Raw genomic sequence first — 15,773 nt, 5'->3', positions numbered from 1 at the left:
GTCCATCAACGAAGTGGCGCCAATCTTCGCAGAGTAAAATTAAGCCAACCTTAAGAAATTAAGGTTGGCTGTTTTGAAAAGCCGCGCCCTTGGGCGTTTCCCGGCAGGCGAACTAATTTTTGCTCACTGGCGCATCCAGCGGATACGGGTTTTTATGGATGCGGTTGTAGTTCAGGGCATACAGTGCAGTTATGATCATTAAGGTGACAAACGACCACATCACCTCTTTCGCGCCGGAGCCAACCACCGCCCAGATGCAGTAAACAAATGCCACGAAGGTGACGAGCAGGTAGATTGGGCGCGCTTTGCCGAAGTGTCCGTGACCGAGCAACAGCAGTGCGGCGCAGGTATACAGATACGGCACCAGGGTAAAGATCACCGAGACAGAGGACACCAGACCAAACTCTTTGGCGGCGTTTGGCGACATGCTACTGAACTGAAACAGGGTCATTAAGATCCCGACGATGATCAGCCCGGCGACCGGGGTACCGGCTTTGTTGACGCGGGCGAAAATGGGCGGGAACAGGCCGTCGTCGGCGGCGGCTTTCGCCGTCTGACCGGCCAGCAGCGTCCAGCCGCCGAGCGAACCTAAACAGCCCGCCGCGGCGCAGAAGGAAACGATCGCGCCTGCGGTATTCCCCAGCGCCATGCGGGCGGCATCGCCAAACGGCGAGGCGGAAACGCGCAGCGCGGCGTTCGGGATCATCCCCATGATCGCGGTGGTTGAGAGCACGTAGCAGACGGCGGCTATCAGCACTCCGCCAATGGTGGCGATCGGCACGTTGCGTTGCGGGTTTTTAACTACCCCCGCGGCTACCGAGGCGCTTTCTACCCCAATAAACGACCACAGCGTGACGTTCAGGGTACTTTGAATCGCGCCAAAGGTGTTCATGCCGCTAACGTTCCACGCCGCCATATAGGTTTCACCGCGAAACCAGAACCAACCGAACACGGCGATGCCAACAATCGGCACCAGCGCCAGCACGGTGGCGACGGCCTGTACGCGGGTGATCATTTTCGGCCCGACGATATTCAGCAGAACGAAAATCCACAGCACCGCCACGCAGGTCAGAGTGAGCACCAACGGATCTTTCAGGATCGGGAAGAAGTAGCTGAGATAACCAACGCCAATGACTACCATGGCAATATTGCCGATCCAGCAGGCCAGCCAGTACAGCACGTTGGTCTGATACCCGAGGAAAGGGCCGAAGCAGCGTCGTGCGTAAGCGTAAGAGCCGCCAGGACTGGGGTCTAATGCCGACATTTTGGCGTAAACCATCGACAGCGCCAGCGCGCCGATAATGGTCACTAACCATCCGTAGATGGCAATCCCGCCGGTGGCGGCGAGGTTAGCTGGCAGCAGGAAAACCCCTGATCCCATAATATTCCCCGACACCATAAGGGTGACGGGGATTAAGCCCACTTTGTGGGCATCAGCATCTGAAGACATTATTCAACTCCTGAAAAGGACTGTGAAATCAGGTCGTATAATACGCCCGGAGTGCGCCGCTGAATGATGTCGGAACAGGCTTATCGCTAATGCTGATATTATCGTGGCTTATTACAAAACAGGAATGCGTCAGGGCGCAGGGCGATTCTTAAACTGGCTGACATAATGCAACGGCGTCATGCCGTAATACTCTTTAAATACCGAGATAAAATAGGATGTGCTGTTATATCCGCACAGTTCAGAAACCTGAGAGATATTTTTACCGTCCATTAATAATTGATTAACGGCATAGCGCATACGGCAGGTAGTGATGATTTGGCTGTAGCTGGTATTTTCGTTTTTTAATTTTTTCTTCAGCAGGCTGGGGCTCAGGCATAAACAGCTGGCAACCTGGCTGAGGTTCCACGCTTTATGTATATCACTTTCAATAATATGGTAAACGCTGTCGCTGATTCGGTCACGCAGCATAAACATTAACAGCGACATAAACTTTTTGCTGTCGAGAAAGCGCGACAGTACGGTGAACAGCAGGGAGCGGGTGCGCTCGTTTTCGCCGGGACTGTTGGTATGCTGGACGCTGTGTTCCGCCGCGACCCGAAAAACGTCTGGCGTTACGCATAATGCGGTTAACACTGGCGATGAGCTTCGTTGCCAGAGGGGGACGTGAGATAAATCTTTATTCAAAAAACGCAGGTATTCTTTAATGATATCGCGACTTATATGCGCGACAAGTGCATTATTAAGCGATGAGATATCAATGATGTTATTTTCGCAGGCGATAAGCGCCATATGATGTGCTTTTAAATTTATCGCCTCTTTGCCATTTACCCTCAGCCAAACATCTTTTTCTGTTAACACCACGATGCAGGGTTCTGTGCTGCAAAGTCTCATACCCCAACTCCTGAAATATGAACATAAAATACCCGATCCCGCCAATGGAGAGAGATAACGGAAGCCGTAAAATTTGTATGATGAATCCAATCCTGCATTAAAATAATCTTTTTATTTTCTATTTCAAGCGTCAGCAGATGATTCTTATGTACAGAATTTTTTACGAGGGTGGAAACCGGAATGAGAGATAAAAAAAGCGCGGGGGGACCCGCGCAAAAAGGTATGACAATGCTCATGTTGCAACAATACTCAGGAAAAGGCTGTCACATCCTCTGGCCAAAATCTGGCTGCGTCACGCTGGCCGGGCCATGACGCAGTCGTCGGAACAGACGTCAGGCTTTCACGCACATGACGTGATACACACCGTCAATAATTTCCGTCCCCTCCGTTTCATGTTCAAAGCCCGGGAAGTGACGATCCCACGACTGTAGCGCGCGCAGATACCCCACCTGCGGACTGTTGTCATCGCCAAAGTTTTCCCCGGAAAGCAGCATGGGAATGCCTGGCGGGTAAGGGATAACCGAGTTAGCGGCAATACGCCCCGGTAAATTCTCAATTGCCACCCTTTCGACTGCATCATTAACAATGGCGTTATAGGCGTCACGTGGCGTCATTTCTGCAACAGGCAGGCTGGAATAGGCCGCGTTCAGGCGCGCACCAGGGTTATTCTCTTTCAGCCAGGCGAACATCCGATCGCCCAGATCGTGCAGCCCGATATTCGCATAAGCGTCAGGATGCGCTTCCACCTGTTCCGGCATTACCTGCGCCAGCGGTGTGTTGGCGTCATAATGCTGTTTAAACGAGCACAGCGTGTTGATTAGCGTGCCCCATTTCCCGCGGGTGATCCCCATCGAGAACAGAAACATAATCTGGAAGTCGGTGGTGCGGGTCGGCACGATGCCGTGACGTCCCAGCCATGCGGTAACCAGCGCGGCAGGCACCCCGGTCTCTTCCAGTTCGCCATCGTCACCCATACCCGGTGCGAGAATACTGACTTTGATCGGGTCGAGCATGCTCCAGTTATCCGGTAAATCCGTAAATCCATGCCAGCTTTCACCCGGACGCATTATCCAGCAGTTCTGGTCGGTGGCCAGTAAAGACGCCGGCGCGTCAGCAAAATCATACGTTTCTCCGCTTTGCGGATCGGTAACCTGCTCTTTATTCCACGGTTTGAAGAACCAGTCGCCGTCGGCACGGTACTCTTTGTACAGGCGTGCCATCGCCTGACGGAAATCTATCGCTTCATCGATCACTTCCTGCGTCAGCGACAGGCCGCTGTTGCCATCCATCATTGAAACCGCCACGTCGTTGGATGCGCAAATAGCGTACAGCGGCGAAGTGGTGGCATGCATCATGTACGCCTGGTTAAAGCGGGAGAAATTTACCGCGCCGCGCCCTTCACGCACATGGATATACGACGCCTGCGAAAGCGCGTTCAGCAGTTTGTGAGTGGAGTGGGTGGCGAAAACGGTAGGACCGCTGTGATCGCCCGGCTCGCCGCGCATGGCGAAATGATCGGCGTAAATTGGGTTAAAGCGGGCATAGCCGTACCAGGCTTCGTCGAAATGGATGCGGTCGGTGGTTTGCGCCAGCAGAGCCTGCGCCGCTTTCGCGTTATAGCAAACGCCGTCATAGGTACAGTTGGTCACTACGCTGTAGGTGGGCTGTCGCCCGGTTTTTTCGCGGGTCAGCGGACTGGCGTCGATTTTTTTCCGCAACGTTTCCGGCTGCATCTCCTGCGGATAAATTGGCCCGATAATGCCATAGCGGTTGCGGCTTGGCACCATATAAACCGGCTTCGCCCCGGTCAGGATCAGCCCCTGTTCGATGGATTTATGGCAGTTACGGTCAATCACCACCACATCATTGTCGGTCATACAGGCCTGCATGATTGTGCGATTGGAGCCGGACGTCCCGACCACCACTGACCATGACCGGTCTGCGCCAAAGACGCGGGCGGCATATTTTTCGCTTTCGCCAAATGCGCCAGTGTGGTCGAGCAGCGAACCGAGCGTGGTACGCTCAATGCCCATATCGCTGCGGAACAGGTTTTCGCCGTAGAAGTCATGATAGAAACGACCGGCAGGCGTTTTGGTAAAGCCCACGCCGCCCTGGTGGCCCGGGGCGGCCCACGAGTATTCATGAATGTCGCTGTACTTCATCAGCGCGCTGAACAGCGGCGGCAACAGTTGCTGACGATAGCGGGTCATCGCCGCCACGGCGCGCCCGGCAATAAAGTCGGCGGTATCTTCAAGGATCCAGGCGAACTCATCGACAAGCTCCAGCAGGTCGCGGTCCAGCGATGCGGTGGCTTTCTCTCTGTCGCCCAACAGAAAGACGGGCACGTTTTGCTGGCGCTCATGAAGCTTACCGATCAGTTGCCTGACGTTGAGATGTTCATCCGCGTGTTCCATCTGATAGCTGAACATCAGGCAATCAATGGCTTCGTTGGCAGAAAGGATGGCGTAGCCGTCGTCGAAAGACGTGGACTTAATGACGGTAACATTTTGCCGACTTAAGGCGTCAGCCAGACGTTCCACGGCGCTGCCCACCCAGGTGTCCTGATGCAGAAATTCACTTTCAACAATTAATACTTTCATCATCTTTACCCGGTAGTGAAGGAATGTGTGACGCGGGCAAGTATTGTCCCGGCAAAACAGAGAGTAAAGAGGGCGTCAAGGGCAGAGGTGTTACGATAAATAAATTACTAATCAATGGGTTATGTGGGAAATATCCTGTTTATTGGCACGTTTTTATCGACAGGTCGATTATTTTTGGGGCTGATAGTGATATTACCGGGCGGTCTTTTGCGCCCCCTCACCCGGTTGCTGTCTGGCGGCGCTGTTGGCTCAGTTTGCGATACTGCTGCGGCGACATGCCGACGTATTTATTGAAGGTGCTGTAAAAACGGCTGCTTGAGCGGAACCCGGCGGTCAGCGCGACGTCAAGGATCGTTTTGTCGGTGTCACTTAATAACGCGCGCACGTGATTGATGCGCATCGCCGTAATGTATTGCTTCAGGGTGAGTTGCATGACGCGCTGGAATATCCCCATCGCGTAATTAGCGTTGAGCTTCACGTGATCCGCCACGTCGTTGATGGTCAACGCCTGATCGTAGTTATCGGCAATAAAGCTGAGCATCTGGCTGACGTAAAACTGCGCATGGCGCGAGACGCTATTTTCATGCGTGCGCGAGGTTTTATTAAGCAGGACGGGCTGCCAGCCGGAAAGGCAGAAGCGCTTTAGCATCAGACCGATTTCATCGATCGCCAACTGGCGAATCTGTTCATTAGGGCTGTTGGCCTCCTGTTGCCAACGCACCACTTCGAATGTGCTGAGCTGCTGGCTGACCAGCGATTTCACCACCATTCCGTGGGTGACGTGGTTGATCAGTTCGCGGTCCAGCGGCCAGGAAAGAAACAGGTGCATGGGTAGACTAAAAATCGCCATCTGTTTGCATTCACCGGGACGGGTAAGCTGATGGGGCGTACAGGCCCAGAACAGGGTAATGTGGCCTTGTTCTATCCGCACCACTTCGTTGTTAATTAAATACTCCACGTCGCCGTCGAACGGCACGTTGACTTCCACCTGACCGTGCCAGTGACTGGCTGCCATAGCGTGAGGCCGCCGTAGCTCAATGTCCATTCGCTGGTATTCAGAATAGAGCGACAGCGGGCTACGGGTTTGCTTTTCATCGCCATTGCACATATGCGGATCGGGCGGAAGAAACGCTATCGGTTGGGTACTCATACTTTCTCCCTTTCCTGAATCATCAGAATCATGCCTGCGGCTGCGCAAAGATACCGCGAACAGGCGCACAAGTCGGTCCGCTAACAACAATAATAGTCGGCGAAACAGGCCGGATACTCTGCTTTACTGGCTATTTACTCCCAAAAGCTCAGATCTGATGCCCGGCGGCGGGCGATCTGAGTTTTCGGGAATGCTCATTGGAGAAGACGGAGGTTTTCCCGCGGATCGCATGCCACGATGAGTGCAGTACAACACCGATCTGGAGAGTCATGATGTCTGCACCAAAAATTACCTTTATCGGCGCCGGTTCGACGATTTTCGTGAAAAATATCCTCGGCGACGTCTTTCATCGCCAGGCACTGAAGTCGGCCCATATCGCGCTGATGGATATCGATCCGACACGGCTTGAGGAGTCCCACATTGTGGTGCGCAAGCTGATGGATTCCGCGGGCGCAACCGGAAAAATCACCTGCCATACCGATCAAAAAACGGCGCTTCAGGATGCCGACTTTGTGGTGGTGGCGTTCCAGATTGGCGGTTATGAACCCTGTACCGTCACCGATTTTGAAGTCTGTAAACGCCACGGGCTGGAGCAGACGATCGCGGATACACTTGGCCCCGGCGGCATCATGCGGGCGCTGCGTACCATTCCGCATCTCTGGCGGATTTGTGAGGATATGACCGAGGTATGCCCGGACGCTACCATGCTGAACTACGTTAACCCGATGGCGATGAATACCTGGGCGATGTACGCTCGCTATCCGCACATTAAGCAGGTGGGGCTGTGTCATTCGGTGCAGGGTACGGCGGAAGAGCTGGCGCGCGATCTGGATATCGACCCGGCCTCGCTGCGCTATCGCTGCGCGGGCATTAACCATATGGCGTTTTACCTGGAACTGGAGCGAAAGACCGCCGAGGGGCGCTACGTCAATCTTTATCCGGAATTGCTGGCGGCGTATGACGCCGGACAGGCGCCGAAGCCAAACATTCACGGTAATACGCGCTGTCAGAACATCGTGCGCTACGAAATGTTCAAAAAGTTGGGCTACTTCGTAACGGAATCCTCGGAGCATTTTGCCGAGTATACCCCGTGGTTTATCAAGCCAGGGCGTGAAGATCTGATCGCGCGGTACAGCGTGCCGCTGGATGAATACCCGAAACGCTGCGTCGAGCAGTTGGCGAACTGGCGTAAAGAGCTGGAGGAGTACAAAACGGCGGATCGCATTGAGATTAAACCGTCGCGTGAATATGCCAGCACAATCATGAACGCCCTGTGGACCGGCGAACCGAGCGTGATTTACGGCAACGTACGCAATGACGGGCTTATCGACAATCTGCCGCAGGGGTGTTGTGTCGAAGTGGCCTGTCTGGTCGATGCCAACGGTATCCAGCCGACGAAGGCCGGAATGCTCCCGTCGCATCTGGCGGCGATGATGCAGACCAATATCAACGTTCAGACACTGCTTACTGAAGCGATACTGACGGAAAACCGCGATCGCGTTTACCACGCGGCGATGATGGATCCGCATACCGCCGCCGTGTTGGGCATTGAGGAAATCTATGCGCTGGTGGATGACCTGATCGCCGCACACGGCGACTGGTTACCGGCCTGGCTACATCGTTAATGTTCATGACGCCGGGGAAGCCCCCGGCATTTTATCTCTGACGTTTCCCATTACAGAAGGCGGGCGCTGGCAACAGCGACCCGGTACCCTATGAGCATATCAATGACAACAAAACTCAGTTATGGATTCGGGGCGTTTGGTAAGGACTTCGCGATTGGCATTGTCTACATGTACCTCATGTATTACTACACCGATGTGGTCGGACTGTCGGTAGGGCTTATCGGTACGCTGTTTTTGGTCGCCCGGATCTGGGATGCGGTCAACGACCCGATTATGGGGTGGATCGTCAACGCCACCCGTACGCGCTGGGGGAAGTTTAAGCCGTGGATCCTCATTGGCACGCTGGCGAACTCGCTGGTGCTGTTTCTGGTTTTTAGCGCCCACCTGTTCGAAGGCACAACGCAGATAGTGTTTGTTTGCGTGACCTACATCCTGTGGGGCATGACCTATACCATTATGGATATTCCCTTCTGGTCGCTGGTGCCAACCATCACTCTGGACAAGCGCGAACGCGAACAACTGGTCCCATTCCCTCGTTTTTTCGCCAGCCTCGCCGGGTTTGTCACCGCCGGGGTGACGCTGCCGTTTGTCAATTATGTGGGGGGCGCCGATCGTGGATTTGGCTTTCAAATGTTCACGCTGGTGCTGATTGTGTTTTTTATTGCTTCAACGATCGTTACGCTGCGCAACGTACACGAGGTTTATTCTTCCGACAGCTCGGCGAACGCCGACGGCAGCCGTCTGACCTTAAAAGCCATCGTCGCGCTGATTTATAAAAACGATCAGCTCTCCTGCCTGCTGGGGATGGCGCTGGCTTATAACGTGGCCTCCAACATCATCAACGGTTTTGCGATTTACTACTTCACTTATGTGATTGGCGATGCCGATCTGTTTCCGTATTACATGTCCTATGCCGGAGCCGCCAACCTGTTGACGTTGGTCTTTTTCCCGCGACTGGTGAAACTGCTGTCACGGCGAATTTTGTGGGCAAGCGCTTCCGTTTTACCGGTGCTGAGCTGCGCGGCGCTGCTGGTAATGGCGCTGGCGGGATATCATAATGCCGCGCTGATTGTATTCGCTGGGGTATTGATGAATATCGGCACCGCGCTTTTTTGGGTGCTCCAGGTCATCATGGTGGCGGATACCGTAGATTACGGCGAGTACAAGCTGCACGTTCGCTGCGAAAGCATTGCCTATTCGGTACAGACCATGGTGGTAAAAGGCGGCTCCGCGTTCGCGGCGTTCTTTATCGCTATTGTGTTAGGGCTGATTGGCTACGCGCCAAACGTCGCGCAGTCTGCCGAAACGCTACAAGGAATGCAGTTTATTATGATCGCGCTGCCAACCCTGTTTTTCGTCCTGACGCTGATTCTCTATTTCCGTTTTTATCATCTGAACGGCGATATGCTGCGTAAGATCCAGATCCATCTGCTGGATAAATATCGGCGGACGCCGACCACCGTTGAGCAGCCCGAGCTACCGGCAATTCCGGTTAGCGTGACAGGCGAAGCGAAGGCGTAATCATGGAATGGATTTCGTGGGTGGGTTATCTGGCGGCAAGCCTGACGACGCTCTCTTTTTTACCCCAGTCGATAAAAGTGATCGCTACCCGCAACACGCAGGGCATTTCTGGCGTAATGTACGTGATGTTTGTCTGTGGGTTAGTGATGTGGCTGATTTACGGATTGTTAATAGACGACATGGCCGTCAGCATGGCGAATCTCCTGACGCTGGTATTCGCGCTGCCGATTCTGGTAATGACGTTTCGCCGGGGATAATGGGGAGTTCTGCACGTAACGTTGCCGGATGCGTTGTCGCAGCCGGCATGGGAAAGTGAAAGCCGGATGACGCTGCGCTTATCCAGCCTGGGGAGGGGAGTCCAGGAGGGATAAGACGCAGCCGCCATCCGGCGTGGTGCTGTGATTACTTCGCGCAGTTAGCGCACTGTTTGCTGACGATCTGCTGGAAGAAATCGTTGCCTTTGTCATCCACCAGGATAAACGCCGGGAAGTCTTCCACGTCGATCTTCCAGATTGCTTCCATACCCAGTTCCGGATATTCAACGCACTCCAGATGTTTGATGCTCTGCTGCGCCAGCACTGCCGCCGGGCCGCCGATGCTGCCCAGATAGAAGCCGCCGTGTTTATGGCACGCGTCCGTCACCTGCTGGCTGCGGTTGCCTTTCGCCAGCATGATCATGCTACCGCCGTGTGACTGCAGCAGATCGACATAGGAGTCCATACGGCCTGCGGTGGTTGGGCCTAATGAACCGGACGGGTAGCCCGTTGGGGTTTTCGCCGGACCCGCGTAGTAGATCGGATGATCTTTAATGTATTGCGGCAGCCCTTCGCCGGACTCAATGCGCTCTTTCAGCTTCGCGTGGGCAATGTCGCGTCCCACGATAATCGTGCCGGTCAGCGACAGGCGTGTGGAGACCGGGTACTGCGAAAGCTGGGCGAGGATCTCTTTCATTGGGCGGTTAAGGTCAACTTTCACCACGTCGCCTTCACCCGCCTGGCGCAGGGCATCGGGAATGTACTGGCCCGGATTGTGCTCCAGTTTTTCAATCCAGATCCCTTCGCGGTTGATTTTCGCTTTGATGTTACGGTCAGCGGAACAGGAGACGCCCATTCCCACCGGGCAGGAAGCGCCGTGACGCGGCAGGCGGATCACGCGAATGTCATGCGCGAAATACTTCCCGCCAAACTGCGCGCCGAGGCCGAGTTTTTGCGCTTCTTCCAGCAGTTCCTGCTCCAGCTGCGTGTCGCGGAACGCCTGGCCGTGCTCATTGCCTTCGGTCGGCAGACCGTCGTAATAATGCGTGCTGGCGAGCTTCACGGTTTTCAGCGAGCTCTCAGCGGAGGTACCGCCAATGACGAAAGCGATATGGTACGGCGGGCAGGCCGCAGTGCCGAGCGTGCGCATTTTCTCAACAAGGAAGTTTTTCAGCTTGCCCGGAGTGAGTAGCGCTTTGGTTTCCTGGTAAAGATAGGTCTTGTTGGCCGAACCGCCGCCTTTAGCCACGCAAAGGAATTTGTACTCGTCGCCGTCGACGGTATACAGGTCGATCTGCGCAGGCAGGTTGGTTCCGGTGTTCACCTCTTTGTACATATCCAGCGCCGCGTTCTGGGAATAGCGCAGGTTGTCTTCGATGTAGGTGTTGTAAACGCCTTTGGAAATCGCCGCTTCATCACCGCCGCCGGTCCAGACGCGCTGGCCTTTTTTACCGACGATAATCGCGGTACCGGTATCCTGGCAGGTCGGCAGAACGCCTTTAGCGGCGATTTCGGAGTTTCTCAGGAATTGCAGCGCCACGTATTTATCGTTTTCGCTGGCGTCGGGGTCGTGAAGAATGGAGGCGACTTGTTGCTGGTGTTCAGGGCGGAGCAGGAAAGAGGCGTCGTGGAAGGCTTGTTGCGCCAGCAGCGTCAGGGCTTGCGGTTCCACCTTCAGGATAGATTCTCCTTCAAATTCGCTCACGCTGACGTAGTCGGAAGTGAGCAGATAGTACTCTGTTTTGTCTTCCCCCATCGGGAAAGGCGCCTGATAAAAGAATTCTTTGTTTGACATGTGCTTCCAGCCTGTTGATTTTTATGAATATTATTAATCCCGTGCCGCCCGAAAAGAAGCGGCACGGGGGAACCTTTACAGGAATCCGTACATGGCGGCGAAGATCCAGCCAAACACGCAGGAAACGCTGACGCCAATCAAACCTGGCAAAATAAAGCTGTGGTTAATGACGAAGCGACCAATGCGCGTCGTACCGGAACGGTCGAACTGAATCGCCGCCAGATCGCTTGGATAGGTCGGCAGAATGTAGTAACCGTAGCACGCCGGCGCAGACGCTACGATATACGCCGGGTCAACGCCGATAGCCAGCGCCAGAGGAACGATAGCCGCCAGCGCCGCCGCCTGCGAGTTAACAAACTTGGAAACCAGCAGCAGGACAATGGCGTAGGCCCACGGATACTCTTTCACCATTTCACCGAGCACGCTTTCGATTTCGGTCATGTGCGCGCCGAACATGGTTTCCGCCATCCACGCGATCCCGTACACCGCCACAATGGCGATCATACCCGAGCGGAAGACTTCGTTTTTAGAGATTGAAGCGGGATTGGTTTTCGTCAGGATAATAATCAGCGCGCCAGTCAGCAGCATGAACATCTGAATGACCAGCACCATTGACAGCGGTTTTCCGTTAAACGCCGGACGCAGCTCAGAGAAGGCGCCCAACAGCGCGACGACAGCAATAGCCGCCAGGAAGATCCACATCGCCAGCCAGTTGCTTTTCGGCAGTTTTTTGTCCAGCAGCGTGGCAGTGTCGCCATACACATAATGATGGTTTTCGGGTACGGAGATGAACTTCTGGAAATCTTCGTCTTTGTCCAGATCTTTACCGCGGAACCAGCTGAAAATCCCGATCGCCAGAATGCCCAGCAGGGTGGACGGAATGGTGATGGAGAGCAGGTCGAGGAACTCCAGGTGCTTACCGTTAAAGGTGAAGTTACCCAGCATAGCGACCAGCGAAACCACCGCTACGGATACCGGGCTGGCGATGATACCCATCTGCGCGCCGATGGAGCTGGCGGCCATAGGGCGTTCCGGGCGGATGTTATTCTTGATCGCCACGTCGTAGATGATCGGCAAAATGGTGTACACCACGTGACCGGTACCGCAAAGAATGGTCAGCGTACAGGTCACAAACGGCGCGACAATAGAGACATATTTTGGGTTGCGGCGCAGCAGCTTTTCAGCAATCTGCAACATGACGTCCAGGCCGCCGGAAGCCTGTAGCGTTGCCGAGGCGGCGACCACGGCGATGATAACCAGCATGACATCGACAGGCGGTTTACCCGGCTGGAGATGGAAAACGAACACCAGAATGACCAGGCCAATACCGCCTAACAAACCCAGCGCGATACCGCCCTTTCTGGCGCCATAAAACAAACATATTAATATTATTAGAAGTTGTATACTAAATAGCATTTATTTACCCTCGCGATAAAACTCATCAATTTTGATAAATCGATCACAGCCATGTTCTGTTTTTTGTGAATTGGGCGCAGAGCCTGGCGAATATGCGTTGCGTCTGAAACGTGATTAATTTCTAAACATTCGATAAGCATTCGTCATGTTTATGCGGACGATGCGAATCGGCTTTTATGATACTCAGGAAGCAGCGCTTCCCGGCGATGGGCAGGTTTGAAAAGGAGAGCAGAGGCAAGGCGTGTGCTTCTTGTTGTATCGTTATGAAATTTATGAACATCTACTCTGCTCACGAAATGCGCTTATCCTTAAGCTGCAGCATCGATTCCATTGCCACTGTTTATCTTTTTTTATTCGTCCGGTTATATTTCCAGACTACTCCTTTGTGGTTAAAAATACACACTCCACTGGTGAGTTAATACTTTATTAACTTTTGTTAGCGTTTTTGAAATTAAAAACAATGTGACCTCTGGCAATAATTTCGGCTCGAAAGAAATACGGCCAGCAAATTCATTTTGATCTGGCACAATGTATTCTCTTTCTTCTTTTTACTTTTACGTTGCCGATTTTTCATTATTGCAATAATTGTTACCAATAGATAACGTAATAATGGCCGACGGTGAATTTATCTTCTACTGGCAATATTGCTTAAGTAAAGAATAATGTTCTGCCTGAATACGGTAACGGTATACCGGACGGCCGGTCACGCCGTAATGGATGCTGGTGAACAGAATATGACAATTAACCAGCCAGATAAGGTATTTACGGCAGGAGACACGCGAAATATTCACCGCGTTGGCCAGTTCGTCGGTGGAAAACTCATAATCCTGATGGGCGTCTATCCACTGGCAGAGCGTGCGCAGGGTTTGCGGCGTCAGCCCTTTCGGCAGGCGACGGGTGTCCTGCTCGTTTGACGCGCTGCCGTGGATCAACTGGTCCAGTTCCGACTGCTCGAAGTACTGGTGCTTATCCATGTCCCGTTTCTTTTGCAGCCAGCCGGTCAGCGCTTCTTCAAAGCGCGATGCTTGGAAGGGTTTGATCAAATAATCCACCACCCCGTAGTGCAGCGAATCCTTAATGGTGGCGGCATCGGCGGCGGAGGAGATGACGATGACGTCGCTTTTACATCCGGCGGCATGCAGGAGAGGGAGCAGATCCAGCCCGTTCTCTTTTTGCAGGTAGATATCCAGCAAAATCAGATCGATGTGGGTGTCACTGTCAAAAATAACCTCTTTGGCTTTCGCCAGCGTCGGGGCGGTGCCACAGCACTGAAAGCCGGGGATCTGTGCGACATAACGGCGGTTTAACTCCGCAACCATCGCATCGTCATCGATAATAAAGACATTGATCATGTGCTGGCCCTCTCCCCATCCCAGGGTATTTGTACGAAAAATTGTGTGAAAACGCCGGGTTCGGATTCCACGAAAATATTGCCGCCAAGACTTTCAACCTGTTGTTTAACAAGCGCTAAACCTACGCCGCGTCCAGTTCCTTTAGACGAGACGCCTTTTTCGAAAATCGAGTCAATACGCTCCGGCGTAATGCCCGGACCGTCGTCGTTGACCTCACAATGTAGCCAGCCATTGCGATAGTATAAGGAGACGCTGATTTCGCCCCCTGGCTGTTCCGCTAACGCGTCGAGCGCGTTTTCAATTAAATTTCCGAGCACGGTGATCAATACCGCAACCTGATTTTCATTACCACTGTCCGGCAATTGGCTGTCGTGGCTAATCAGCAGTTTGTGCCCCGCATCGGAGGTGCGATTAATCTTACTGAGTAAAAATCCGGCGATCACCGGTGATTTTATTTTACCCAGTAGCGAGCCGATTTCTTCCTGATAGTTATTCGCAGTCTTTATAATATAGTCTTCAAGTTGCTTATAACGCTTCAGATGTAACAAACCCAGAATCACATGCAATTTATTCATAAATTCGTGGGAGCGTTCACGGAGTGAGTCGGCATAGTTAACCATACCGTCGAGCCGCTGCATAAGCTGGCGGACCTCGGTTTTGTCCCTGAAGGTGGAGATCGCGCCGATAATTTTCCCGTTGCTGCGCACCGGTACGGTGTTGATCAGCAGCAGCCGATCTTTAATGTTGATTTCCTCGTCGCGATGGGGCGTGCCGTCGCGCAGCACTTCCGTTAAATCCACCACCTGCGACCAGGCATGGCTGAGCGTGGACAACTGCGCGTCATCTTGTGATTTGCGGTAGCTGAGCAGTTCCTGCGCGGCCGCGTTGATCAGCGTGACTTCGCCGCTGGCGTCTACGGCAATTACCCCTTCTTTTATGGATTGCAACATCGCCTGGCGCTGCTCGAAGAGGGTAGAGATTTCATACGGCTCAAGGCCAAAAAGGATGCGCTTAAGCACCTTCACCAGCACCCACGTCCCCAGCAGGCCAACCAGCACGCCAAAGAGTATCGACCAGATAATGCTGCCGCGACTGTCATTGATTTGCTCAGTCACCCGGCTCAGTTCAAGGCCTATCGCCACCACGCCAATCTGCCGGTGTTGCTCGTCATAAATGGGGGTAAAAACGCGCAGCGCTTTGGCGAGAAAGCCACGATTGATGGCGACATTCTCTTTGCCATCCAGCGCCAGCAAAATATCGTCGCCCTTAAACGGCTGCCCTATACGCTGGGCTTCGGGATGGGAATAGCGCAGGCTTTGCATGTCGGTCACGACGATAAACAGCATGTCGTTTCGCTTGCGCACCGCTTCGGCGATGGCCTGAATTCCGCTCTCCTCGGGTTTTTTCATCAACCCCTGACGAATTTCCGGAGAATCGGCCAGCGTTCGCGCCACCGCCAGCGCTTTATCAGCCAATGCTTCCCGCGTCATGTGGCTGATTTGCGAGAAGTAAATCAGGTGTACCACCAGCAGCACGGAAAACAGGACGGCGCTGACCATCAAAATCACCGTCGTACCGAGTTTCATCGGCCGTTTACGCAGCTTGCGGTAGGGCAGGGGGTATCTCATGGTGGTCCCGGATTCACAATTCGTGGGGTTATTATCCCTATTGAGACGCGTAATTCAAAGGTGGTGGGGAAAAAGCGCAGGGTCTGGAGTC

Annotated in this window: 11 protein-coding genes; 3 read left to right on the top strand and 8 right to left on the bottom strand. The window is 53.6% G+C overall.

From position 1 onward, the window contains the following. Positions 1-112: 112 nt before the first annotated feature. From adiC to melR, 4 genes are all read right to left on the bottom strand, one after another. The gene (gene adiC / locus APU02_RS14370) at positions 113-1,450 is read right to left on the bottom strand and encodes an arginine/agmatine antiporter (RefSeq protein ID WP_042291043.1); all 1,338 of its coding nucleotides are present in this window, start codon (positions 1,448-1,450) and stop codon (positions 113-115) included. A 129-nt stretch (positions 1,451-1,579) separates the two neighbouring features. After that, positions 1,580-2,341 (bottom strand): AraC family transcriptional regulator, encoded by a 762-nt coding sequence (locus tag APU02_RS14365; RefSeq protein ID WP_042291041.1) that lies wholly within the window; start codon positions 2,339-2,341, stop codon positions 1,580-1,582. Between the two features lie 332 nt (positions 2,342-2,673). After that, the gene (gene adiA, locus APU02_RS14360) at positions 2,674-4,941 is read right to left on the bottom strand and encodes an arginine decarboxylase (protein WP_120714897.1); all 2,268 of its coding nucleotides are present in this window, start codon (positions 4,939-4,941) and stop codon (positions 2,674-2,676) included. Positions 4,942-5,158: 217 nt separating this feature from the next. Further along, positions 5,159-6,091: a transcriptional regulator MelR gene (gene melR / locus APU02_RS14355; protein ID WP_042291035.1), complete on the bottom strand. Its 933-nt coding sequence runs from the start codon at positions 6,089-6,091 to the stop codon at positions 5,159-5,161. 269 nt (positions 6,092-6,360) lie between these two features. On the opposite strand from melR, the gene melA reads away from it, so the two are divergent. From melA to APU02_RS14340, 3 genes are all read left to right on the top strand, one after another. After that, the gene (gene melA / locus APU02_RS14350; protein ID WP_082636840.1) at positions 6,361-7,716 is read left to right on the top strand and encodes an alpha-galactosidase; all 1,356 of its coding nucleotides are present in this window, start codon (positions 6,361-6,363) and stop codon (positions 7,714-7,716) included. A 90-nt stretch (positions 7,717-7,806) separates the two neighbouring features. Continuing rightward, positions 7,807-9,237: a melibiose:sodium transporter MelB gene (gene melB / locus APU02_RS14345; protein WP_060570374.1), complete on the top strand. Its 1,431-nt coding sequence runs from the start codon at positions 7,807-7,809 to the stop codon at positions 9,235-9,237. Positions 9,238-9,239: 2 nt separating this feature from the next. After that, a complete protein-coding gene (locus APU02_RS14340; RefSeq protein ID WP_042291027.1) occupies positions 9,240-9,494 on the top strand; it encodes a SemiSWEET transporter in 255 nt (84 codons plus the stop codon). Between the two features lie 145 nt (positions 9,495-9,639). Here APU02_RS14340 and fumA read toward each other — a convergent pair whose 3' ends face one another. From fumA to APU02_RS14320, 4 genes are all read right to left on the bottom strand, one after another. Beyond that, the gene (gene fumA / locus APU02_RS14335) at positions 9,640-11,286 is read right to left on the bottom strand and encodes a class I fumarate hydratase FumA (protein ID WP_060570373.1); all 1,647 of its coding nucleotides are present in this window, start codon (positions 11,284-11,286) and stop codon (positions 9,640-9,642) included. Between the two features lie 75 nt (positions 11,287-11,361). Then, positions 11,362-12,702, bottom strand: coding sequence for an anaerobic C4-dicarboxylate transporter DcuB (gene dcuB, locus APU02_RS14330; RefSeq protein ID WP_042291024.1), 1,341 nt, complete (start codon positions 12,700-12,702; stop codon positions 11,362-11,364). Positions 12,703-13,334: 632 nt separating this feature from the next. Then, positions 13,335-14,054 carry a two-component system response regulator DcuR gene (gene dcuR / locus APU02_RS14325; protein ID WP_042291022.1) on the bottom strand — a complete coding sequence of 240 codons (720 nt, stop codon included), beginning with the start codon at positions 14,052-14,054 and terminating at the stop codon, positions 13,335-13,337. Continuing rightward, the gene (locus tag APU02_RS14320; RefSeq protein WP_042291020.1) at positions 14,051-15,682 is read right to left on the bottom strand and encodes a sensor histidine kinase; all 1,632 of its coding nucleotides are present in this window, start codon (positions 15,680-15,682) and stop codon (positions 14,051-14,053) included. Before APU02_RS14320 ends, dcuR begins: the two co-directional genes overlap by 4 nt. Positions 15,683-15,773: the final 91 nt, after the last annotated feature.

The organism is Citrobacter sp. 50677481, assembly GCF_001463265.1.
Taxonomy (GTDB): domain Bacteria; phylum Pseudomonadota; class Gammaproteobacteria; order Enterobacterales; family Enterobacteriaceae; genus Citrobacter_A; species Citrobacter_A sedlakii.
This window is presented reverse-complemented; position numbering and strand designations above follow the sequence as displayed.

Excerpts from the sequence above, each read along its gene's own strand:
- adiC (WP_042291043.1), bottom strand. The coding sequence starts at position 1,450 with ATGTCTTCAGATGCTGATGCCCACAAAGTGGGCTTAATCCCCGTCACC.
- APU02_RS14365 (WP_042291041.1), bottom strand. The coding sequence starts at position 2,341 with ATGAGACTTTGCAGCACAGAACCCTGCATCGTGGTGTTAACAGAAAAA.
- adiA (WP_120714897.1), bottom strand. The coding sequence starts at position 4,941 with ATGAAAGTATTAATTGTTGAAAGTGAATTTCTGCATCAGGACACCTGG.
- melR (WP_042291035.1), bottom strand. The coding sequence starts at position 6,091 with ATGAGTACCCAACCGATAGCGTTTCTTCCGCCCGATCCGCATATGTGC.
- melA (WP_082636840.1), top strand. The coding sequence starts at position 6,361 with ATGATGTCTGCACCAAAAATTACCTTTATCGGCGCCGGTTCGACGATT.
- melB (WP_060570374.1), top strand. The coding sequence starts at position 7,807 with ATGAGCATATCAATGACAACAAAACTCAGTTATGGATTCGGGGCGTTT.
- APU02_RS14340 (WP_042291027.1), top strand. The coding sequence starts at position 9,240 with ATGGAATGGATTTCGTGGGTGGGTTATCTGGCGGCAAGCCTGACGACG.
- fumA (WP_060570373.1), bottom strand. The coding sequence starts at position 11,286 with ATGTCAAACAAAGAATTCTTTTATCAGGCGCCTTTCCCGATGGGGGAA.
- dcuB (WP_042291024.1), bottom strand. The coding sequence starts at position 12,702 with ATGCTATTTAGTATACAACTTCTAATAATATTAATATGTTTGTTTTAT.
- dcuR (WP_042291022.1), bottom strand. The coding sequence starts at position 14,054 with ATGATCAATGTCTTTATTATCGATGACGATGCGATGGTTGCGGAGTTA.
- APU02_RS14320 (WP_042291020.1), bottom strand. The coding sequence starts at position 15,682 with ATGAGATACCCCCTGCCCTACCGCAAGCTGCGTAAACGGCCGATGAAA.